Source organism: Pontibacter sp. BAB1700, from assembly GCF_000277005.1.
Taxonomy (GTDB): Bacteria; Bacteroidota; Bacteroidia; order Cytophagales; family Hymenobacteraceae; genus Pontibacter; species Pontibacter lucknowensis.
Window position 1 is genome coordinate 1 of the sequence record NZ_AKIS01000085.1, and the last position, 21,439, is coordinate 21,439.

The 21,439-nt window shown below is 50.8% G+C and carries 26 protein-coding genes, 1 tRNA gene and 2 pseudogenes; 12 read left to right on the top strand and 17 right to left on the bottom strand.

Annotated features, from left to right (window positions below; genetic code table 11):
- Positions 1-240: 240 nt before the first annotated feature.
- Positions 241-1,311: a class I SAM-dependent RNA methyltransferase gene (locus O71_RS10825; protein WP_007656483.1), complete on the bottom strand. Its 1,071-nt coding sequence runs from the start codon at positions 1,309-1,311 to the stop codon at positions 241-243.
- A 320-nt stretch (positions 1,312-1,631) separates the two neighbouring features.
- Between O71_RS10825 and murB the strand changes: the two genes are divergently transcribed.
- The 3 genes from murB (at position 1,632) to O71_RS10840 (ending at position 3,729) form a co-directional block, all read left to right on the top strand.
- A complete protein-coding gene (gene murB / locus O71_RS10830; protein WP_007656486.1) occupies positions 1,632-2,648 on the top strand; it encodes a UDP-N-acetylmuramate dehydrogenase in 1,017 nt (338 codons plus the stop codon).
- A gap of 103 nt (positions 2,649-2,751) precedes the next feature.
- Positions 2,752-3,189, top strand: coding sequence for a hypothetical protein (locus O71_RS10835; RefSeq protein ID WP_007656488.1), 438 nt, complete (start codon positions 2,752-2,754; stop codon positions 3,187-3,189).
- 105 nt (positions 3,190-3,294) lie between these two features.
- Positions 3,295-3,729, top strand: coding sequence for a hypothetical protein (locus O71_RS10840; protein WP_007656490.1), 435 nt, complete (start codon positions 3,295-3,297; stop codon positions 3,727-3,729).
- Positions 3,730-3,762: 33 nt separating this feature from the next.
- On the opposite strand, the gene O71_RS10845 is transcribed toward O71_RS10840, so the two are convergent.
- Together O71_RS10845 and O71_RS23875 are read right to left on the bottom strand one after the other, a co-directional pair.
- A complete protein-coding gene (locus tag O71_RS10845; protein ID WP_192811671.1) occupies positions 3,763-5,718 on the bottom strand; it encodes an endonuclease MutS2 in 1,956 nt (651 codons plus the stop codon).
- Positions 5,648-6,166 carry a hypothetical protein gene (locus tag O71_RS23875; protein ID WP_155800811.1) on the bottom strand — a complete coding sequence of 173 codons (519 nt, stop codon included), beginning with the start codon at positions 6,164-6,166 and terminating at the stop codon, positions 5,648-5,650. Before O71_RS23875 ends, O71_RS10845 begins: the two co-directional genes overlap by 71 nt.
- A gap of 275 nt (positions 6,167-6,441) precedes the next feature.
- Between O71_RS23875 and O71_RS10850 the strand changes: the two genes are divergently transcribed.
- Positions 6,442-6,900: a YhcH/YjgK/YiaL family protein gene (locus O71_RS10850; RefSeq protein WP_007656492.1), complete on the top strand. Its 459-nt coding sequence runs from the start codon at positions 6,442-6,444 to the stop codon at positions 6,898-6,900.
- Between the two features lie 71 nt (positions 6,901-6,971).
- Positions 6,972-7,940 carry an alpha/beta fold hydrolase gene (locus O71_RS10855; protein ID WP_007656494.1) on the top strand — a complete coding sequence of 323 codons (969 nt, stop codon included), beginning with the start codon at positions 6,972-6,974 and terminating at the stop codon, positions 7,938-7,940.
- 17 nt (positions 7,941-7,957) lie between these two features.
- Here the strand turns inward: O71_RS10855 and O71_RS10860 are convergent, their stop codons facing one another.
- From O71_RS10860 to O71_RS10875, 5 genes are all read right to left on the bottom strand, one after another.
- On the bottom strand, positions 7,958-9,007 hold the full coding sequence (locus O71_RS10860) for a serine hydrolase (protein ID WP_007656503.1): 1,050 nt from the start codon (positions 9,005-9,007) through the stop codon (positions 7,958-7,960).
- 71 nt (positions 9,008-9,078) lie between these two features.
- Positions 9,079-9,855 (bottom strand): TIGR02757 family protein, encoded by a 777-nt coding sequence (locus O71_RS10865; protein WP_007656504.1) that lies wholly within the window; start codon positions 9,853-9,855, stop codon positions 9,079-9,081.
- A gap of 110 nt (positions 9,856-9,965) precedes the next feature.
- Positions 9,966-10,733 carry a LysM peptidoglycan-binding domain-containing protein gene (locus O71_RS10870; RefSeq protein ID WP_007656506.1) on the bottom strand — a complete coding sequence of 256 codons (768 nt, stop codon included), beginning with the start codon at positions 10,731-10,733 and terminating at the stop codon, positions 9,966-9,968.
- The gene (locus O71_RS24280; protein ID WP_192811672.1) at positions 10,697-10,948 is read right to left on the bottom strand and encodes a LysM domain-containing protein; all 252 of its coding nucleotides are present in this window, start codon (positions 10,946-10,948) and stop codon (positions 10,697-10,699) included. The genes O71_RS10870 and O71_RS24280 overlap by 37 nt, the downstream gene beginning before the upstream one ends.
- A 23-nt stretch (positions 10,949-10,971) precedes the next feature.
- Complete coding sequence (locus tag O71_RS10875) at positions 10,972-11,742, bottom strand: DUF4905 domain-containing protein (RefSeq protein WP_007656510.1); 771 nt, start codon at positions 11,740-11,742, stop codon at positions 10,972-10,974.
- Between the two features lie 84 nt (positions 11,743-11,826).
- On the opposite strand from O71_RS10875, the gene O71_RS25610 reads away from it, so the two are divergent.
- The 6 genes from O71_RS25610 (at position 11,827) to O71_RS10900 (ending at position 15,443) form a co-directional block, all read left to right on the top strand.
- On the top strand, positions 11,827-12,342 hold the full coding sequence (locus O71_RS25610) for a hypothetical protein (RefSeq protein ID WP_237717809.1): 516 nt from the start codon (positions 11,827-11,829) through the stop codon (positions 12,340-12,342).
- Positions 12,261-13,178 carry a nodulation protein NfeD gene (locus O71_RS10880; RefSeq protein ID WP_237717810.1) on the top strand — a complete coding sequence of 306 codons (918 nt, stop codon included), beginning with the start codon at positions 12,261-12,263 and terminating at the stop codon, positions 13,176-13,178. Before O71_RS25610 ends, O71_RS10880 begins: the two co-directional genes overlap by 82 nt.
- 95 nt (positions 13,179-13,273) lie before the next feature.
- A complete protein-coding gene (locus O71_RS10885; protein ID WP_007656512.1) occupies positions 13,274-13,612 on the top strand; it encodes a hypothetical protein in 339 nt (112 codons plus the stop codon).
- Positions 13,613-13,757: 145 nt separating this feature from the next.
- Positions 13,758-14,000 carry a hypothetical protein gene (locus O71_RS10890; protein WP_007656514.1) on the top strand — a complete coding sequence of 81 codons (243 nt, stop codon included), beginning with the start codon at positions 13,758-13,760 and terminating at the stop codon, positions 13,998-14,000.
- 104 nt (positions 14,001-14,104) lie between these two features.
- Positions 14,105-14,842 carry a 3-deoxy-manno-octulosonate cytidylyltransferase gene (gene kdsB / locus O71_RS10895; protein WP_007656515.1) on the top strand — a complete coding sequence of 246 codons (738 nt, stop codon included), beginning with the start codon at positions 14,105-14,107 and terminating at the stop codon, positions 14,840-14,842.
- Between the two features lie 175 nt (positions 14,843-15,017).
- Positions 15,018-15,443, top strand: coding sequence for a hypothetical protein (locus tag O71_RS10900; protein WP_007656516.1), 426 nt, complete (start codon positions 15,018-15,020; stop codon positions 15,441-15,443).
- Positions 15,444-15,587: 144 nt separating this feature from the next.
- On the opposite strand, the gene O71_RS10905 is transcribed toward O71_RS10900, so the two are convergent.
- The 5 genes and pseudogenes from O71_RS10905 to gap all read right to left on the bottom strand — a co-directional run bounded on the left by O71_RS10905 (position 15,588) and on the right by gap (position 18,983).
- Complete coding sequence (locus tag O71_RS10905; RefSeq protein WP_007656517.1) at positions 15,588-15,935, bottom strand: translation initiation factor; 348 nt, start codon at positions 15,933-15,935, stop codon at positions 15,588-15,590.
- A gap of 20 nt (positions 15,936-15,955) precedes the next feature.
- Entirely contained in the window at positions 15,956-16,837 is an 882-nt protein-coding gene (locus O71_RS10910) for a diacylglycerol kinase family protein (RefSeq protein ID WP_007656518.1), read from the bottom strand.
- A gap of 123 nt (positions 16,838-16,960) precedes the next feature.
- On the bottom strand, positions 16,961-17,440 hold the full coding sequence (locus O71_RS23245; RefSeq protein ID WP_051017746.1) for a universal stress protein: 480 nt from the start codon (positions 17,438-17,440) through the stop codon (positions 16,961-16,963).
- A pseudogene (locus tag O71_RS23250) lies at positions 17,426-17,805 on the bottom strand (universal stress protein); the annotation flags it as partial. The pseudogene O71_RS23250 and the gene O71_RS23245, both read right to left, overlap by 15 nt.
- A 185-nt stretch (positions 17,806-17,990) precedes the next feature.
- On the bottom strand, positions 17,991-18,983 hold the full coding sequence (gene gap, locus O71_RS10920; RefSeq protein WP_007656519.1) for a type I glyceraldehyde-3-phosphate dehydrogenase: 993 nt from the start codon (positions 18,981-18,983) through the stop codon (positions 17,991-17,993).
- A 184-nt stretch (positions 18,984-19,167) separates the two neighbouring features.
- Between gap and O71_RS10925 the strand changes: the two genes are divergently transcribed.
- Positions 19,168-19,239, top strand: a tRNA-Glu gene (locus O71_RS10925).
- A 171-nt stretch (positions 19,240-19,410) separates the two neighbouring features.
- Here the strand turns inward: O71_RS10925 and O71_RS27245 are convergent.
- The 4 genes and pseudogenes from O71_RS27245 to O71_RS22675 form a co-directional block, all read right to left on the bottom strand.
- Positions 19,411-20,375 (bottom strand): annotated as a pseudogene (locus O71_RS27245) (DUF5996 family protein).
- A 2-nt stretch (positions 20,376-20,377) separates the two neighbouring features.
- Positions 20,378-20,677 carry a hypothetical protein gene (locus tag O71_RS10935; RefSeq protein ID WP_007656529.1) on the bottom strand — a complete coding sequence of 100 codons (300 nt, stop codon included), beginning with the start codon at positions 20,675-20,677 and terminating at the stop codon, positions 20,378-20,380.
- A gap of 72 nt (positions 20,678-20,749) precedes the next feature.
- Complete coding sequence (locus tag O71_RS10940) at positions 20,750-21,268, bottom strand: DUF488 family protein (RefSeq protein WP_007656532.1); 519 nt, start codon at positions 21,266-21,268, stop codon at positions 20,750-20,752.
- A 60-nt stretch (positions 21,269-21,328) separates the two neighbouring features.
- Positions 21,329-21,433 (bottom strand): SDR family oxidoreductase, encoded by a 105-nt coding sequence (locus O71_RS22675; protein WP_237717812.1) that lies wholly within the window; start codon positions 21,431-21,433, stop codon positions 21,329-21,331.
- Between the last annotated feature and the right edge of the window lie 6 nt (positions 21,434-21,439).

Here is a 21,439-nt window from a genome sequence, read left to right on the forward strand (position 1 = left end):
CTTCTTCTTTTATACCTATAGATGCAATCATGTTATGCTACCTGTTCAATCACAAAGAGTAGACTTACATATTCTCTTGAGTATGTCATCTCTGTTCAGCTAGTCTATACCTTAACGATTAGTCTTCCTGCACTTCCCCTTTGCCCTCTCCTCTCCTGCTACCGCGATACAGCTCATACTTAAGCAAGCGACAATCGATTGCTCCATTGTAAAGTGGCGTACGACGGGAGGCACGCAGCCCTATGCTTTTAGCAGCATCCAGGTTTCCGGTAAATACAAAGGCGTCGAAGCCTGGTAGTTGTTCTTGAGCGTATCCCCGATCTGTTTGTACAGTTGATGGATGTCATCAGACACGATCCGTTCGTTGTAAGGCGGGTTCATGATCAACACCCCCTCTTCTGCAGGAGCTTCAGTCTTGAAAAAGTCTGCCAGTTCAATTTTGATCACATGGCTCAGTCCGGCATTCTCAATGTTTTTGCGGGCTGCCAGTACATAGTCCGGATCGATGTCGTACCCAATGATCTGGGCCTGCGGCTCACGCTTTTCTTTGGCCTCGGCCGTTTTCCATACCATCTCAAAGAGCTCTTCATTGTGATCTTTCCAACCTTCAAAACCAAAAGGATCGCGTCGGAAGATGCCCGGTGCAATATTTTGCGCCATCATGGCAGCCTCAATCAGAAAAGTACCTGAGCCAGCCATGGGATCAATAAAAATCGATTTCTTGTCCCAGCCTGACAGGGCGATAATGCCAGCGGCCAACACCTCGTTGAGTGGCGCCACATTGGTTTGCAGACGGTAACCACGACGGTGCAGCGAGTCGCCGGAAGAGTCAAGTGATAAGGTGACCATGTTCTCGTGCATGTGCAGGTTCAGGCGCACGTCCGGCCGGATGCGGTCCACGGATGGGCGCTCGCCGGTGGCTTTGCGGAATTGGTCTACGATGGCATCCTTGGTAAGCTGGGCCACAAACAGCGAGTGCTCAAACGTCGAATGGCTCACCACGGCATCAATGGCAAAGGTCTGATCAAGGTCCATGATCTCGGCCCAATTGGTTTTTTGTACCTGCTCATACAGATCGCGCTCGTTGCGAGCCTTAAAATTGCGGATCGGCCTCAGGATGCGGATGGCCGTGCGGCACCAGAGGTTAGCCTCGTAGAGTTGGCGCAGGTTTCCCGAGAAAGAAACAGCCCGGTTGCCAACTTTGATATATTCTACCTCCAGCGCTTCCAGTTCTTTTGCCAATACCTCTTCCAGACCACTGAGCGTTGTGGCAATCATGTTAAAATTATCGCTCTGCTTTTGCTTCGCCATCTGCTATACCTGTTTATGCTGCAAAAATAGGGTTTTAAGTTGGGAAGTTAGGAAGGTAAAAAATCAGAAAGTTATATTCTTCAGCTAAAAGCCCCAAAAGAGCCCTTCCTCCCTTTCTTTTTAAGAAGATACAGCCTTTAAGCTACCCCTTTATGCATATTGCACCCGTACAAAGGCCCTTCGTCCGGATGAATTGAGCTTTGCTTAATTATTCAATTCTACACTTTTACGTCTTTCAGGCTCAGTACTCCAGATGGTTTCACTTTCTAACTTTTAATTTTCTAACTTAGAACCCTTATTTTTGCTTCAAATACCCGCTTATGAAATTCGAGAGAGACTTTTCCCTTAAACCTTACAATACGTTTGGCATTGATGTGAAGGCCAGGCACTTTGCCCGCTTCGACAGCGTGCAGGAGTTGCAGGAGCTTCTTCAGCGGCCTGAGGTACGGGAAGAGCCGAAGCTTATATTAGGCGGGGGCAGCAATCTGCTATTCACCAAAGACTTTGAGGGAATTGTGTTGCTCAACGGCATCAAAGGCATGGAAGTGCTGCACGAGGAGGGCGACTATACCTATGTGCGGGCTGGCGGTGGTGAGAAATGGCACGATCTGGTGCTCTTTTGCCTCGAGCATGACCTGGGCGGCATCGAAAACATGTCGCTTATACCGGGTACCGTAGGAGCCGCTCCTTTGCAGAATATTGGTGCCTATGGCGTAGAGCTCAAGGACGTTTTTGTAAATCTGGAAGCTGTGCAGCTCGAGACCGGCGAAGTCCATACCTTTGACAAGGAGGCCTGCCAGTTTGGGTACCGAGAAAGCGTTTTCAAACACAGCCTGAAGGGACAGTATGTGGTAACGACCGTTACCCTGCGACTTCGCAAACATCCTGAACTGAACACCTCTTATGGCGCTATCCAGACTACCCTACAGGAAATGCAGGTGCAGCAGCCTACCATACACGACATAAGCGCCGCCGTTTGCCACATCCGCCGAAGCAAGCTGCCTGATCCGGCTCAGATCGGCAATGCGGGCAGCTTCTTCAAAAACCCTGAAATACCGGTGCTTCTCTTTGACGTGCTCAAGGAAAGATATCCTGATATGCCGGCCTACCCTGTGTCTGAGACGAGCGTAAAGGTGCCCGCTGGCTGGCTTATTGAGCAGTGCGGCTGGAAAGGCAAAGTGATCGATAACTACGGTGTGCACAAAAACCAGGCACTGGTACTGGTAAATTACGGTGGTGCTAAAGGCGAAAATCTGTTTCAGCTGGCCCATGATATTATAGCGTCTGTGGAAGAGAAGTTTGGCATTTCGCTGCAGCCGGAAGTAAATATTATGTAGCCCTGGCAAACCTGGGAAGATGCCTGAATTTTTTAACTAAACTTCCCTAACTTATTTAAGCAGGCTGCGATATATAGGGTATATCTTAACCGTTCAATACCCTATGAAATTATATATAATTCGCTACCTTCTACTACTGCTGGCGCTTCCCCTTACGCTGACTTCCTGTGACGATGATGATCCGGCACCGACCAAAACGGACCTTATTGTGGCTCATGAGTGGCAAGGTGACCGCGTGTTGGTAAACGGCTTTGATGTGTCAGACCTTCCCGAGATCAAGGACATGCTGCTTGACATTAAGAGCACACGCCTGACGCTGCGGCGCGATGGAACTTATACCGCCGTATACGACCAGGCAGGCTCTACACAGACCACCGTCGGTACATGGGAGTTCAAGGAAAATGAAACGATCATCTACTTCGACCTGCTTGGCGACCTGCAGATAGAGAGCCTAACCGCTACCAACATGGACCTGATCGCCACTGTAAATCGCAACAACACAACTTTCGATGCCAAAGTCCAATTTGTGAAAAAAGACTAACTTCCTTAAGTTAGGACTGACCGTACCCTCGTGCGCATTCATGTCACCTTCACAGGCTCAGGACAGGCTCCAGGTAATTCCATTCTTTCATTAAAAGACCACTTCATGAAAATTAAAAAATTACTCACCTTCCTGTTTGCCCTGCTATTGGTAACCAGCATGACCTCGTGCGATAAAGATGAAGACAAAGAACCTTCGAACACAGACTTACTGACGGCTAATACCTGGACAGGCAATTCGCTTTGGGCTTTCGGCAATGATATATCTGACCTCTTTTTAGAAGAACTTGGCTACGACATCAAAAAGAACACGGTCAAATTTGACAAAGCTGGCAAGTATGTAGATTCCTACGAGAGGAGTTCACTTAACGGCACATGGGAATTTGCGGATAATGACAAATCCATTATTTTCGACAAAGGCACAGAAGATGAATACACTGCCAAGGTATTGATACTCACAAATACCGAGCTTCGTCTGGAGCAGACGCTGGAGTTTGAAGATGATGAACCTGTGGCTCTGGAAGTCAGGTACACCCGATAAAATAGAAAAAGGCTCCTTTGCAGGAGCCTTTTTCTATTTCAGTACGGCCAGGGTAGCACCATCACCTCCCCTTTCCTCTGCCTCGCTGGCCAGGCTAACCACTTCCGGCACTGAGTACAGGTAGTCGCGTACCACTTGACGCAGCACACCGTTGCCACGGCCGTGGATGATCTTTATCTCCGGTATACCCAGCATGATGGCTTCGTCGGTGAAGTTCATCACTTTATTTAAAGCATCTTCGGCATACTCGCCCCGGATGTCGATGGTAGAGCCAAAGTCAGCCATACGCTGCGTAATGTTCATCCCCCGGGTATAGCCTTCTACTGTCTCCGCTTTCTTCTGCTTCTTGGTCTGCGCTTCGGCACGCTCCAGGTTATCTACCTTCACAATCGTTTTCAGGCCACCGAAAAGCACCTCAGCTGTTTTGCCCTTTATACCTACGATCTGGCCCACCGAGTCCTGCCCGATGAGTGAAACAGTGTCACCGGCTTTGAGCGGTCCGCCATTGCTGGTAACCCGTTTGTGGGCTGGTCGCGGCTCCTCTTTACGCACCTTTTCGGTGGCAAACTCCTCCAGTTCGCGGCGTGCCATCTTGGTCTGCTCTTTCTCAGCCTGGCTCTGCTTGATTTGCTGAATGGTTGCTTCGATCTTCTGGTTGGCGTCCTTCAACAGCAACTTCGCTTTGCCTTTGGCTTCGCGCATCACATCCTGCTTACTCTCCTCCAGGAAGTTCTTCAGCTCCTGGTACTCCTTCACGTTGCGCTTTAGCTTCAGCTCCAGGGCCGTGGCCTCTTTCAGCTTTTTCTCCAGTTCCTGCTTCTCTGTTTCGAGTTCCTCCAAGAGGCGGTCGTAGCGTATCTTGTCCTTACCTACCAGGCTGCTGGCTTTGTCCACGATGTGCCGTGGCAGACCAATCTTGCGGGCAATCTCAATGGCAAAAGAGGAACCCGGTTTACCAATCTCGAGCTGGTAGAGCGGCTGCAGGTTTTTGTGGTCGTAGCGCATGGCGCCGTTCACGATGCCCGGTGTGCGCTCAGCAAAGTTCTTCAGATTGGTATAGTGCGTTGTAATCACGCCAAACACCTTGCTGTCGTTCAGGTTCTGCAGTACCGCCTCGGCAATAGCACCACCCAGCACCGGCTCTGTACCGGTACCAAACTCGTCAATCAGCACCAGACTCTTGTTATCGGCCACCGTCACAAACTTCTTCATGTTAGTGAGGTGCGAGCTGTACGTACTCAGGTCGTTTTCGATGGACTGCTCGTCACCGATGTCGATAAAAATGTCGTGGAATATACCAGCCTCTGAGTTATCAGCCACCGGAATCAGCATACCTGTCTGCAGCATGTACTGCACCAGGCCCACCGTCTTTAGGCTCACTGACTTACCACCGGCGTTCGGACCGGAAATCAGCAGAATGCGCTGGTCACGGGTCAGTTCCAGCTCCATCGGCACCGTTGGCTTGCCCAGTTGCTTATGCGACAGATATAGCAAAGGGTGAATTGCCTCTTTCCAGGCGATGTGCGGATACTTGTGCAGCTTTGGCATCGCAGCCTCTATACGGCGTGCAAAGGCGGCCTTGGCCCGGATAAAGTCCAGCAGACCCAAGTATTGATAGGCTTTGCGCAGTTCGGGTATAAAGTTGCGCAGCGTATTCGTGAGCCCTACCAGGATGCGGATCAGTTCGCGATGATAGGAATTCTCCAGATCCTTAATATCATTGTTGAGTTCGAAGATAGACTCCGGCTCAATGTATACCGTTTGCCCCGTATTCGACTCGTCATGGATCAGACCTTTGATGCGGCGCTTGTGCTCGGCAATCACAGGTATAACCAGACGGCCACCCCGTATGGTAGGCTCTGCATCACCGGGGGTCCAGCCTTCATTTTTGGCATGGCGGATGATCGAGCTGATCGTTTTACGCAACTGTCCCTGATGCGCGATGACGGTCACCTCGCTTGTAGCCTGGCTGCAGCTCAGGCGAGGCATCGTCGCGCACGGCACCGGCATCGTCCACTACCTTATCCAGGGCAGCAAGTAGAGAGCGCTCAACCATGACATTGGCGCCCAAGGCTTTCAGGGCTTCGTACTTGCCCTCCTCGGCACTGGAAATATAGCGCAGTGAGTCGCGGATCGTGCGCAGCGACATCTTGATTTCGAAGAATGCCTGCACTTCTAGGAAAGTCCCAGGTATAGCGGCCCGGTCGAGGTAGGCGGTTACGTCGAAGTAATGCTGCAGCGGAATCTCGGCGTCGGACTCGAGCAGTTGTTTGAATTCATTTGTTTGTTCTAACAGGCGCTGCACCAGGTCATGCCGGTTCAGGAACGTCATGCGGCTGACAAACTGCCGGCCAAGTGGGCTCAGGCAAAGTTCCGAGAGCATCTCGCGTATCTGCGCAAAGCCAATTTTTATTTCAAAGTTATCTGGATAGATCAATTGTTATCTCTTAGATTTAGGGCAAATTTAGCATATTATAACAAGTAAAGCCGCCGCTTTCGTTCGCTGTGGTTTTATAAATTATGCTGCGTTTGGATGGTTGGACTGTTGATGGTTAAATTGTTGATTGTTGTTTGTGCACGATTCGGACAGGTCGCGACCTGTCCCTACAAGAAACGTTAATGCTGCGCTGCACTACATCGTCACAGTATACCATCACCAAAATCAAAATTTCAAACTCCTAATCTCTCAAACTTTTTAACTCCCAAACTCCCATGGTTCTCGACAAACTCACCAACGCCGACCGCTATACCTGCATGCACCCGCTTTTTGCGCAGGCTTTCCAATTTTTACAGGAAACCGATCTGATGAAGCTCCCGGTCGGGCAAAAGGCGATCATAGGCAAAGACCTCTTCGCGATTATCTCCGAAGGCAGCGGTATACCTGAGCAAGACGCCAAACTGGAAGTACACCGCAAGTACCTCGACATACAGTACATAATTTCAGGAACGGATCACATGGGTTGGAGAGACCTGGCGCTGTGCAGCGCTCCCAACGACCCCTATACCGACGAGCGTGACGCGGCCTTTTTCCCGGACAAGCCGGCTTTCTGGTTCGATGTGCCGGCTGGTTCGTTCACCATCTTTTACCCGGACGATGCCCATGCGGCGATGGTGACTGAGGAAAACGTACGTAAGGTGGTGTTGAAGATTGCCGTGAAGCCTGAGGCATAATATTGCCTGCTCTGCAGAATCGCACCTGGAAAACAGCTCTACTTGTTCAAGTAAAATAAGATGTCATACATATGAAGTATTTTTACAGCCTGCTGCTGGTAGCAGTACTCTTTTCCTGTGGCCGACCCGTTGCTAATAGTCAGGCCCCTGAGAGCAGCGTGCAGACGAATGGTGGAGAGCGTTACTACACCTTAAACGGCATCAGGCATTGGGTGAAAGTGAAAGGGAGCCAAAACAGCACTACTCCTATCGTTGTCGTGCATGGTGGCCCGGGTGGTAACCATTATAATTTTGAAAGGACGATAGGGCCGAAGATTGAATCCTTCGCTACCGTTGTTTATTATGAGCAGCGCGGAAGCGGGAGAAGTGAAGCTCCCCAGGACCCAAATGACTACTTGCTGCCGACGCTCATCAGTGACCTGGAACAGTTGAGAGTAACTTTGGGAGTCCAGAAAATGACCTTGCTCGGGTACTCGTTCGGGGCCGAATTAGCCTTACGGTATGCCATTGCACATCCTGAACGGGTTGAGAAATTGATCTTATCATCGCCTGCCGAATTGTCGAAAGCAAACATGCTGGTGCAGATTCAAGGCTTTTATGCCATTGGCGACAGTACACTAAAGGCTGGGATAGAGCAGATACTGAAAGACACAACGTCAATTGAGGCTAAGTATGGAAAGGTGTGGAACCTGAGTTCTTCGGAGGTAGTTGATCGATTCCTGTTTCTGCAACCTGAGCTGGCAGAGAGAAACAGGCAATTGTGGCAGGAAAGCAACCTGAAAAACACAGGCCTTATGGCGAAGGTGTACATCAAAAATAATAAAGCCGATCTGGTGGAGAAGGCAACCGGTGTGAAAACCCCTACCCTGATCATTAGTGGCGTGCATGACAAAAACGGCGGTCTACACACAGGGCTTGCCCTGAAGCAGGTGTTAGCCAACAGCATCATCAAACTGTATGAAAACAGCGCGCATTTCCCGGACATGGAGGAGGAAGACCGATTTGCTACAGATGTCAGAATATTTACCCAAGGGAAGTAAGAGTTGCAAGCTATAGGCTAGCGCGTTAAAGCAAGCAGATCTCTGACCAGTTTGGACTCTAGGCGAAGCAGCGGAAACTGCTCCAGCACATCTAGGAAACCCGTCAGTAGATAGGGGTTATCGGCCATATTGGAGAAACAGGCGATCAGCGCGTCATTTTCAGGTATACGGATAACCAGATTGCTGAATCCGCTGGTGTTGCCGGTGTGATACATTTCCAGGCCGCCTGAGCTGCGTCTGCTAAAGAACCAGCCCATCCCGTAGAAGCCATTTTCATATCCTCCAATAGGAGCGTATACCTGCCCCAGCGCAGGTGCCATACCGGGCTGTTTGCTGAGCGCTTGGTGCCAGCGCAGGTAATCGCGCACGGAGGTATAGATACAGCCGTCGCCTTTGGTAGCGGTGCAGGTGCCCTGGTCAGCCTGTAGGATTTCTCCTTTCTCGTTTCGGGCATAACCCATCGCCCGCTTAGGTATAGCCCTGCCCTTTTGATAAAGCATCGTGGTTTCCATACCTAAAGGTTCAAAGATGCGCTGCTGCAGAAAATCCGCGTAGGCTATACCTGACACCCGCTCCACCACCAGCGCCAGCAGCACATAACCTGTGTTGCTATACCTGTATAAGGTGCCGGATGGAAAGTAGGTCTTAGTTTGTGCGGCAGCTATGGCTAATACTTCCTCGTCGCTGATCTGCCAGTCAGGTTGCTCCTCCACAAACTCCTCATAATCCAGCAGTCCGGAGGTATGGCAGAGCAAATGGCGTAATGTTACCAGCGTTCCTATACCTGCCGGAAACTCTGGGAAATACTGCTGCAAATCGTCCTCATAAGACAGACGCTCCTCCTGCTCCAGCAGCTGTATCGCCATCGCTGTGAACTGCTTGCTCACAGAGGCCAGCCGGAAGGTGGTGTCAGGGGTGATAGCTTCGCCTGTAACCAGATCGGCTATACCTATACCTTGCTCATATAGCACCTCTCCTCCTACTGCCACCATCAGTGCGGCACCAGGTGCATCCGATCTATAGGTAGCCTCTAAGTGCGCATCCAAGGCATCAGTTATTTGTCGCATTAAAGTAGACTCACTCCTGTTTAACATAAGAAAAGCACCGGGTAAATAAAGTAACCCAAAATGTACGTACCTTAAAACTTCTCCTCCACTCCCAGCCCGAACAGGGCGTAGTCGTATTTCACGGGGTCCTGCGGGTCAAAGGCCCGGAGATGATCAGTCAGCTCCTCTGCCGTCTGCCAGTCCATACCCTTGCGGGTGATCAGGCCCAGCCGGCGGGCTACCCGCTCCACATGCACATCGCAGGGGCAGACCAGATCGGCAGGCTGCATGGTGTGCCAGATGCCGAAGTCCACGCCACCGTCGTCGGGTCGTACCATCCAGCGCAGATACATATTCAGCCGCTTGCAGGCCGACTTGCGGGCCGGGGTCGAGATGTGCTTGCGGGTGCGGTGCGGGGCATCCTCCAGACTGAATACCAGTTCATGAAAATGCTCCAGTCGCTCCTTCTGCGTCCTGATCTCGTTGTGCTCTCCTGTAAAAGCCGTTTCCAGGCTCTCGTGCTGCTCGTAGTACCACCTGAACCAGTGGATCAGGTAGAGCAGGTCGGTGTCGTTGAAGGTGCGGTGCTTGAAGCCCAGAAAACGCGGCAGGTCCTGCTCCTGGTGCTGCAGGATGAAGTCATGCGGGGCATTATCCATCAGGTCCATTAGCTTCAGGCAGTTGTTTATAATAGTTTTGCGCTGTCCCCAGGCCAGGATGGATGCAAAAAAGCCGCTGATCTCGATGTCCTGCTTTTTGGTAAAACGGTGCGGGATTGACACCGGGTCGTTCGGTATGAAGCTAGGCTGGTTGTAGCGGGCTACCCGGTCGTCGAGCAGGGATTTGATCTGGGCGATGTCCTGTTTCATGTGCAATGGTACGAGATATGGTGCCCTACAAGTTAAGGAATATGCAGCAGGCAGCCCATAAAAAAGCCCGGACATGGCTGCCCGGGCTTTCCTTTTATCGCTATACCTGCTTATGGCATGTAAGACAATTCTACTCTGAACTTCTGGTCAATAGCGCCTAACTTCTGGCAGGCCTTCTTCGACAGACGCACTACCACGTTGTTGTTCTCGCCTGTGTTTGGCAGTTTACCGATCACACGCACGTAAACCACCTGGTCGTTCATGGCATTTTTCACCTGCATGATGGTACCTACCGGAGCAGTTTTGTGCAGCGCCAGGTATTTATTTGTATCTGCCTTCGGATCGATCATTTCGGCCATACCTGTCTCGATGATCTTTTTGGCACCAGACACAGAGTCTACCATCTCCTCGTCGTCATCCGAAACGCTGGTAGCCGGTGCCGGCGTAGCTGGCTGCGGTGTCAGCACGACATGCGTGTTGGCCGGGTTCGTAGTGGCAGCTACAGGCTCTGTAGAAGCCACGGCTGTTTCCGTCACACTATCTTTTGCAATCTCGTCATCTGACTCGCTCACGTAGATCGGGTTCTTGGAAGGAACCGGCTGACCTTTGCCCACGATCAGAAAAGCGCCAACGCTGATCGTATTATCAGGCAGGTTATTCCAACGCTTGATGTCATCTACTTTCACGGCGTGCATGCGGGAGATGGAGTACAGCGTCTGCTGTGGCTCTACCTGGTGCAGCTTCTCGCCACGGCTGTTTACCGTAAAGGTGCGGTTGCTGGCTGTGCCCGCAGTGGCAGTTTGCTGGATCGCGGCTGGCGCTGCGGCGTACTTGCGAGGTATCAGCACGACCTGGCCAATGTTGATGGTCGTCTCCACAGATGGATTTGAATCAACGATCTGGCAACAGACACGCCATACTTTCTGGAAAGGGCGTAAAGCGTTTCTTTTGGCTCCACACGGTGCTGCACGTATACCTTTCCGTTCTTACGCTCCACACCTACAGAGTCGCGCAGGGCAACCATGTCGAAGGCTGAAGCCGAAAAAGGAAGCAGCGGCATTGCTACAAGGGCGATAAGTAAAATTCGGATCATAGCTAAAAGTCGAACTATAAAATTTAAAGAGAATATGCCTTCCAGGTTGTTTTGTTTTGCACGAAGTACAAATTGCGCATAAAGATAAAAAAAGTATCTGAACCTACGCCATCAATTGCACCTGCAAGTAACTCATTTAAGTGCAAAAAACCATTTAAATCAAAAACAGCCAGAAAATTATCTAACTTATTTTCGCCTGACTTGCAGTAGTAACTTACGACCAGGCAGGTGTCCGTTTCGGCGTACTCCAGGGCGCCTACAGGCTCACAATCAAGCTCCTGCACCAGAAAATCACGCACCTGCTCAAAGTAAGCTTCGCCTTCCCGGTACAGGTGCGGGTACTGCACAGCACCAAAACGGTGTTCGTGGTAGCGCTGCACCCGATCAGCCGCCTTTTTTTGGCCTATATCGTTTTGCACGGTTTTACCGTAACCGCTTTCCAGCAAAAGCAGTTCCCCAGGTGCTTCTGTAATGTTGTAGGCCAGCACGCCCCTCTCCTCTACTCCGTAAAAAGCCAGCTCCGGCTGCTGCCAAAGTGCTTTACCTGTATCCGCCGCAAATGCCCGTATACCTTTGTGCTGCCCCAGTTTCCGGTCGCCATAGCCGTGCAGGTATACGACCTGGCCGTGCACGTCCTCCAGCCCCAGCCACCAGGTGTTAGGGTCGGGAAGCTCTAACTCGAGCAGATGCGCATCGGGCAGGTGCAGGGTATAGAAGCGGGCCTGCAGCAGGTCAGCGTCGCGCACTTCTAGTGCCAGCCAGCCATTGGGTGCATCCAGACGAATACGCCACACAGGCGCCTCAAAATCGTATTTAAAAAGTAGGGAAAGAATAAGCGGGATTTTTTTAGTACCTTATTTCCGATTTAGCTCAAATGTATGAAATCTAACGCAAAAATATGGCAATGGCCGTCACTCCTCCTGCTGGCCCTTCTCTTTTCTTTCACGGCCGCCCTGGCACAGGAGCAGCAGCGACAGAAGGTGTTCATCATGGAGATCACATCCGAGATTGATCCGCGCACCAACCGCTATACCCAGCTGGCGCTCGACGAGGCTACACGTGTGGAGGCCGACCATGTGCTGCTGAAGCTAAACACCTATGGCGGTGCCGTAAACGATGCTGACGCCATCCGACTACGGCTGCTCGAGTATCCCAAACCGATCTATGTTTTCATCGATAAAAACGCTGCCTCAGCCGGGGCACTTATCTCCATTGCCTGCGACAGCATTTACATGGCACCGGGTGCCAATATCGGGGCGGCTACGGTGGTAGTGCCGACGGGCAGGCCGCACCAGGCAAGTACCAGAGCTACATGCGCTCCATCATGCGCTCCACTGCCGAGGCAAACGGACGCAATCCCAGACTGGCCGAAGCCATGGTTGACGCCGCCGTAGACAGCACCTTGTCTGCCGACCAGGTGCTTACACTCACCACATCCGAAGCCATACATCACGGGTTCTGTGAAGGACAGGCCAACAACATCGACGAGGTGCTGCAAAAGCTTAATCTGCAGGATGCCGAGATTGTCCGTTACGAACTCAGCACCACCAATAAGGTCATTTCCTTTTTCCTCAACCCGGTCATCAGCGGTATTCTGATCCTGATCATCATTGGCGGACTGTGGTTTGAGCTACAGACGCCGGGTGTGGGCTTCCCGCTTATGGCCGCTATTGTGGCCGGTGTGCTCTACCTGACACCTTTCTACCTCAACGGACTGGCTGAGCATTGGGAGATCTTACTGTTCATCGTGGGGCTGGTGCTCATTGCGCTGGAAGTCTTTGTAGTGCCCGGTTTTGGTGTGACAGGCATAAGTGGCATCACACTGGTGTTCCTGTCGCTGCTCCTGATCATGGTCAACAACCAGGCCTTTGACTTTACCTTCGTGTCGTCTGAGCGCCTGATGGAAAGCCTGGTATCAGTGCTGCTGGGTATGATCAGTGCGGTGATCATCGTCATACTGACCTGGAACCGCGTACTGGGCAGCCGCGCCCTGCAGCGAGTCACCCTTGCCAATACCTTCGCCAGCAAGGAGGGCTACCGCTCCAGCAACTCAGTTGAGCACCTGATTGGCAAAACAGGTGTTGCCTATACCCGCATGGCCCCGAGCGGACGTGTGATGATAGACGATAACGTGTATGACGCCCAGGCCCGCGACGGCTTCATCGAAAAAGGTGACTCCGTGCAGGTGATCGACCAGAGTACCTTCGCGCTCCGGGTGAAGAAAGTTTAGGGATCGGGGAATTAAGGCGTTTGAGCATTTTTTTACCGCCTTTGCAACGCTGGAGGGTATTTCGGGGTCATGCCAGTAAACCAAACCATAATTACATGAAAAGCATCTTGCGCTACGCCCTCCTATTGGCAGCATTTACAATATCTGCCTTCTCCTGCGACAAGGACGAGGACCTGGAAGTGCTGGAAGAAGTTGCCGCCATCACCTGGTCAGGCGATTATGCCGTGGATGGCTGTAGATTCCATGTACAAATAGGTGAGAAACGCTTCAAGCCGGCAAATGAAGTCGATATCGACGATTCCTTCAAATCATATGATCCTATACCTGTAGAGGTGAAATTTGTGCAGCTGGGCCAGCGGGACTTTCAGTGCGGCATGCTTCCTACAGCCACTAAAAAGGAGTTTATCCGTATCCTTTCAATTAAGAAAATATAAATCAGGCTCTAGCACCTGTATAAGCTCACATATCCTGTTCCTATATGAAACTGTTTCTACAGCTTACCCTATTCATCAGCTATCTTCCCTTTTACTTATTTCCTGCCAGCATACCCCAAATACCGAAGCAGATACCAAAGAGGCCATGCTGATCTGGTCGGGTGAGTATATGGTGGACGGTTGTGGTTTTGAAGTGCTCATCAACGGCAACAGGTACAAGCCCGAGAACGAAAGGGATATTGATGAGGCATTCAAAGTGGAGGGTGAAACGCCCGTCCTGATCGAGTTTGAGAAGTTGGGCCGCCAGTTGGATATTCGTTGCGGCCTCTCCACCCAAAGCAGGGCCATGGATGCCATCCGTGTCATCTCTGTCAAAAAAAGACCTTAACAGGCAAATTGCTTTTTGCAGCGGTCTGCTGCATTACTCCTGTCTGTTGCGTAACTTGCCGGGGCCTGCCACTGCACGGCTGGCCAAAGATAACCGTCTGCCCTATGGAAATACTCGGCATTATACCTGCCCGCTACGCCTCCACCCGTTTTCCCGGAAAGCCACTTGTCGACATTAATGGCAAAAGCATGATACAGCGGGTATATGAACAGGCTTCATCATCTGGTTTAACTGATGTGATCGTAGCCACTGACGATCAGCGCATTTTAGATCACGTGCACAGCTTCGGAGGCAAGGCCGTACTGACAGCTGCCCACCACCAGAGCGGCACCGATCGCTGCTTCGAAGCCTATCAGTTACACGACCAGCCGTTTGAGTATGTAATCAATATCCAGGGCGACGAACCTTTCATTAAGCCTGAGCAGATCGAATTGCTGGCCACCTGTTTCAATAATCCGCAAACGCAGCTGGCTACCCTCGTCAAGAAGATCAACACCCCGGAGGAGCTCTTTAATGTCAATGCGCCAAAGGTAGTCATAAACGGCCATGGGGAAGCTCTGTACTTCAGCCGGCAGCCTATTCCCTATTGCCGAAACGTACCAAATGATATCTGGCACAAACAGCATACCTACTACAAGCACATCGGCATTTATGGCTACCGCACCGACATACTGGAGCAGATCACGCAGCTGCCTCCTTCCAGCCTTGAATTGGCCGAGTCACTGGAGCAGCTGCGCTGGCTCGAAAACGGATTCCGCATTACCACCGCAATCACGGAGTTTGAAACCATCGGCATCGATACCCCAGAGGATCTGGAGAAGGTAGTAAGGAACGGTAAATAGTTGCAGGAAAATGATTAACTGATGGGGTGCCAAAGATGCTACATTCAGGCAAATTATTACTTAATCTATAAATTAATATAAATATACACAAACCACTGAATTACACACCCTTATTTAAACAACATAGCAACAAAATCAGTAATCATCCAACCCTAGTTACTACACAATCTCACTCATGAAAAACTACACCTTGCAGCGATTTGTGAAGCTGAGTCTATACTTTTTCGGGATGTATGCTTTGCTGACTGGGGCCTGGTTTGGAATATCCGGCAGGTTCGGGGAAGACGCTACCGGGGCGATAAATGAGATCCTGGTGAACTCAGCCATCTTCTCGCTGCTGTTCACAATTGCCTTGCTGGTGTGGTACAGGCGCACGGAAATCAGAATACCGGTGAAGAACATCTCTCCCAAAGCGCTCGATCAGAAACTTGAGGAGATTGGCTACGAACGTATACCTGGTAAAGAAAAGGGAGCCGTGCAGGTATACAAACCCCGGCCACCAAAAGCTCCCGCCCTGGCCGGTCGTCTGTTCGTGCAGAAGTCAGCCAACTTTTACCACCTGCAGGGGCCGGTGAGCAAGTTGAAGAGTTTGAAAGTTTAGGAGTTAGAAGGCTTAAAGTCGGATTTAAAGTGGGCAGAATTGTTAATTGCTGATTGTTTGTTGCACGATTCGGACAGGTAACGACCTGTCCCTACAAGTATACTACCTCCTCAACTTCTTAACTCCTAAATTCCCCAACTCCAATCACCCTCCCGCCTTCTTTGCCTTATAGCCTGCGGCTTGTAGTACCTGCAGCACTTTGTCACGGAAATCGCCCTGGATCAGGATCTCTCCGTCTTTGGCAGAACCGCCCACGCCACATTTACTTTTTAACAGTTTGCCCAGCTCTTTCAAATCGTCTTCCGTTCCCACAAAGCCTGCTACAAGCGTTACCTGCTTGCCTCCACGGGCTTTCTTATCCAGCATCACTTTCAGGTTCTGCTGTTGTGGCGGAAGCGTCTCGGCTTCGTGCTCCTGCTCGTATTGGTAACTGAAATCAGAACTGGTAGAGTATACTACACCTTGTCTGCCTTTTTTATTCTTGTCGCTCATAATCTTGTTCTTTCTATACCTTAGCGTGCCACCACGTGCAGTGACTGCGGCACCATGCGTACCTCAAACTCTTTGGCTTTTCCCAGATACTCCCCATCGGCATGGTGCATCATTTCGTGGTCAGTCTGCACCGTGACGCCCTCTGTCTTAAAGTACTCGGCACTGTCTGCACTCGCCGGCTTGTTGGCCAGCATGGCATAGCTCAATTGCAGGGCCTTAAACATATCCAGTTTACGCACTAGGCACACGTCCAACATGCCATCCCGTATATCAGCCATGGGGGCAATATAGGCATTGTTGCCATACTGTGCTGCATTTGCAAAGGCCATTACAAACAACTCCGTTTCGATGGTCTTGCCATTAATAACGGCCTTCACAGGAAGATGGCGGTAGTTGCGCATTTCTTTCAGGATCAGTTCCACATAAGTCCGAAGGCCGCGCTTCTTACTCCCTGCAAACACCGAACTAATGTACGCATCAAAGCCTATACCTGCGGTTGTGAAAAATGGCCGCCCGTTTATGGTTCCACTGTCTATCTTTGAACGATGCCCATGGTTCAGGTAGCGGATAGCGGCATCAACAGTCAAGGGTACCTGCAGGTGACGGGCCAGTCCGTTGCCGGAGCCCCTGGGGATAATGCCTAAGGCCGTTTCAGTATGCAGGATTCCCTGCGCCACCTCGTTCACTGTACCGTCGCCCCCAACAGCTACCACCACCTCACAGCCCTGCTCTGCCGCCTGCCTGGCCAGTTCCGGTGCATGTCCGGCATAGTCCGTGTACACAATGTCGTGGTCAAACTTTTCGTGGTCCAGGTGAAGCTTAATGCGGGCGGCTACATCCACCTTACTGCTGGGGCCAGACGTGGGGTTGATGATGAAACGGAAATGGGGACGTTTGCTCATATACGGACGGGCAGGCCAACAACGCTGCCATCTGGGTTAATTCTACGCAAATTAACCCATTCCTTTGGAGAATAAAAAAGCCCGGCAAGTAGCCGGGCTTTCTGTTACATAGGTGTGGCCTTCTTATTTCAGATGGAAGGTAAGCACAGGTATGTCGGAATGATTTACCAGGTCTTCGGCTATACTGCCGCTAAGCAGGTGCGACAGGCCGGTGCGGCCGTGTGTCGCCATCATCACCAGGTCAGCTCCTGTCTCCTCTGCAAAATGCAGGATGCCGTCTTCCTCGATCGTGTCGTTGTACACGTTGATCGTGAAGTTCTGCAGTCCGTAGCGCTCAGCGGCCTTCTGCATGCGTGCACGCAGGTTGCTGCTCGACTCGAAAGCACCCGGCGTGTTAATGTAAACCAGGTGTAGTTTTGCTCCGAACATCTGCTGGAAGTACTTGAACTTCTCCACAGCCGTTCCAATCTCACGCTTGAAGTCAGAAGGCAGCACAATGTTTCGGATCTGCAGGTTCGGGATCGGTCCTTTCACAGTCAGCACCGGGCACTCGGCCGTACGCACTACCTTCTCGGTGTTGGATCCGATCAGGAATTCGTCCATTCCGCTGGCGCCTTTCGAGCCATCACCACCAGGTCCACCTTGTCATCGTTGATCACGCGGCGGATCTTACGGATCACGTTATCAGCGTCTACTTCCTGCACCACTTCCACCCCATCGTGCTCCACAGAGCGCTCCAGTTCGGCCATGCGGTACTTGGTGTTCTCAAGCAGCTTCATCATGTATACCTGCTCCATACCGTTTCCGCCTACCAGGTCACCGGTTGCACTGAAAGAGTAGGAATAAGGCATTTCGACCACATGCAGCAGTTTGATGGCAGCACCTGTCTGGCGGGCAATGGCAACAGCTACTTCAAAGGCGTTGCGGGCCTGATCGGAAAAGTCGGTTGGTACAAGTATTCTTCTCATAATTTTGTGCGGTTTTATAATGCTTTGTTCTATTTCAATTGTAAAAATACAGGCCTGTATACGCCTGCACTATGACAAATGTCATTCCTGATGAAATATAGTGGTTTTCTTTTATAATCGCCACAAAAACACAAAAGCCCACCATGATGGCGGGCTTTTGCAGGAATAAGGTATAAACCAGGTGATTAGCCAAGCTTGGTGATCAGGTCGGCGGCTCTGTTAGAGTAGCCTGCCTCGTTGTCGTACCAGCCTACCACTTTCACCAGTGTTTCGTTAGCTGATGTCATCTCTGCGTCGAAGATGCAAGAGTGTGTGTTACCTACGATGTCAATCGAAACAATCGGATCCTCTGTGTACTCCAGGATGCCTTTCATTTCGCCTTCAGCGGCTTGCTTCATGGCAGCGTTGATCTCCTCTTTTGTAGCAGGACGCTTCAATACAACTGTTAAGTCAGTCAAAGAGCCGTCCGGAATAGGCACGCGCATCGCCACGCCATCCAGTTTACCTTTCAGGTGCGGCAGTACAAGACCAACGGCCTTGGCAGCACCTGTAGAAGTAGGCACGATAGAGTAGGCAGCGGCACGGGCGCGGCGCAGGTCGCTGTGTGGGGCATCCTGCAGGTTCTGGTCAGCAGTGTAAGCGTGTACAGTGGTGATATAGCCTTTCTCGATACCGAACGTATCGTCAAGTACTTTCGCCATTGGCGCAAGGCAGTTAGTAGTACAAGAAGCGTTGGAAACGATGCGCTCGTCGCCAGTCAGAATGTCTTCGTTCACACCCAGTACCACAGTTGGGATGTTGCCTTTGGCAGGAGCAGAGATAACTACTTTGCGGGCACCAGCTTCCAGGTGACCACCAGCGCCCTGCTCGTCAACGAAACGACCAGTAGACTCCAGCACAACGTCAACGCCTAGCTTGCCCCACGGCAGGTTTTTAGGCTCACGCTCCGCAGTGATTTGAATCTCTCTGCCGTTTACGATAATACCGTTGTCAGTGGCTTCTACTGTACCATTAAAACGGCCGTGTACTGAATCATACTTCAGCAGGTGAGCCAATGTTTTGGTGTTGGTCAGGTCGTTGATCGCTACTACCTCTACATTGTCCTTCTCCAGAAGGGCCTTAAAAGTAAGTCTGCCGATACGGCCAAAACCGTTAATTGCAACTTTAATTTTAGACATGGTATTTGGGATTGATTTGTTTTTAAAATTTGATGGTGCGAAGTTACGATTACGGATAAGGAAAACCAATATATTTTTTCCTGCCTGACTCCTAACGATTTACGTAAAATATGGTTGAAAACTCAAAAAAATATTTTGCCTTGTAAGTGCTTTGCCTTATCTTTGCACCACAATACGACAGAATGGTCCGTTCGTCTAGGGGTTAGGACTCCAGATTTTCATTCTGGCAACAGGGGTTCGATTCCCCTACGGACTACATAGTAAAGCTTAAAAAGCCGCTTAATTCTCAAATTAAGCGGCTTTTTCATTTCCAGCGTAGCAGAAAAGGTTTTATACTTTGCTAAGCCCTTGGGGAAAGGTCCTAGGTATTGTCCATCACTTTCACCAATCCAGGTGGCCTTGCGGGCACCGTTTTCCAGATCTTTCTCTATGCATCTTTATCCACCTGCTTGTAGGCACTGCGATTTGCTTTCCTTTGGTTGTCGAAGTTCTCCTGTTCCAGTGCTTTTCGATCCCACCGTGCCAGGTCAGCTGCCGCCTCGTAGGTGCTGCGCAGGAAGTCCAGCAGCACAGAATCCGGATTATCAGCTTCCTGAACTGCATCATAAGGCAGAATAAACTCCCTTAACTCCGGATGGTAGTAGGCTTGAGCGGGTTTTATGCGGGCATCTTTATACCCTTCCGGTTCCGGATAAATGTAGCTGTAAAATGCAGCAGCTGGATATGCCTCGCTTCCGGGCCAAAAGCCACAGCTGCAAACCTCTTTGGAATAAGCTTCCTGCGCTATCCAATCGGGTAGATTAGGTACGCCCCCGGGGTGCCGGGGCGCGTCATGACCGGAAAAGCGTGACACCGCCAGATCAAAACTGCCCCAGAAGAAATGCACGGGGCTGCTCTTGCCACTGAATTCTGCCCTGAACCGGGTAAAAACATCGTGCACCCGAAGGAATGCCTGGTGCAAAGCCACTGCGTGTTCCGGCTTGTAGGTGGCATGCGTTTCATCTTTATGAAAGGGAATGGGGTCTTCCAGTTCATTCGGTACAGGGTAAATGTCTGCCTGTATACCTGCTTCCCGCAGGCATCCAGTACCTGCTTATAGCACCCTGCCACCGATAGCTTTTTCAGGTCAATGCTGCTGGTATCTCCTGTACTGGTTTTTAGCTGCAGTTGATGGTTTATAAAATCAAAGTCTAGCTGAAAATGTTTATCCCCGGCCACAATATCTGAGGTGGTGAGTCCGCTCGGAGTTACATAGAGTGTGACGTGCCAGGAATGATTGATCCAGGGTGTTTTGACCAGCCTGATCTTCCCCACGATCTGTGTCCAGAGGTGTATCGTTTCATATGTTTTGTGAGCCTCCGCATAGGAGAGTTCTGGCCAGGTAGTTTTCATAGTCAATTATATTCTAATGGCTTTTTTATTCCAGAAGCGTGATGATGTCGCTTGGCTTGTTCAGGAGTCGGTGTAGCGGGCAAGCTTTGGCTGTTTTGTGCAATTTTCGCATTGTTCTGCTTCAGCTTTTCACTGAAAGACAGATTGCAGTAAAACGTATTACTGCCCGCGGCATTATCGATGTTTTTTACCAGGTTTACCCTTGCTCCGATCCGCCCAATCTCCCACCCTTCCCGGGTTACATCAGTTGTGTAGGCTTCACCTGTATTTTCGGCTTCGGCAGTAGCAATAATGTTGGGCATTTGTCTGGGGTTAGATGTTCTTACGAGGCCAGATGCCAATTTCTCAAAAACCTGACAGCCGGCCTTTGGCTGCTATTCCTTGTCGGGGTGTGTTTCGAGGTAGGCGGAGGTATAAGGATGTTCTTTGACAATCCCTTCATCCATGATGTGCAGCACTGTCCAGCCTCTTTCTTTGAGATAGTCTGAGATGATGGCGCGGTGACAACGCCACCACACAGCTTCCGAACACATGTAAGCCGTATTTTTTCGGGCAGCCACTTCCGTCATCGCCGCGATGGCTTCTTCGAATTCCTCCGTCTCACTATAATCGGCATAGCCACGAAACGATTCGCTTTTCCAGACTGTGTTACGTGAATCGGGTCTAGGTTTTCTGCGACCACCCAAATCCTGCGCAGGCATATACCTGATTCCGGCCTCAGGCAGGAAGGTCTCCAGTGCGGATACATTGAAATGAGGGTATTTTCTCGAACCGGGGTATCTGCGCACGTCTACCAGCACCTCTATCTGAAACGATTTCAGCGCCGCCACAAATTCATCCGGGCTTCTGGTGGAGTGGCCGAAGGTCCAGATAGTCCTGTTTGTTACTGACATAGATAAAAATTGTGCGATGCTCTTTCCAGGGATTAGAAAAAAAGGTTAGAAAATCGGCTGTTAAACGAAGCCGTAAGTATTCGACTCGCCACCGTCAATGGCAATGGTCTGTCCGTTTACGTAAGACGCGTCTTCACTCAGCAGAAAAATAACAACTTTCGCCACTTCCTC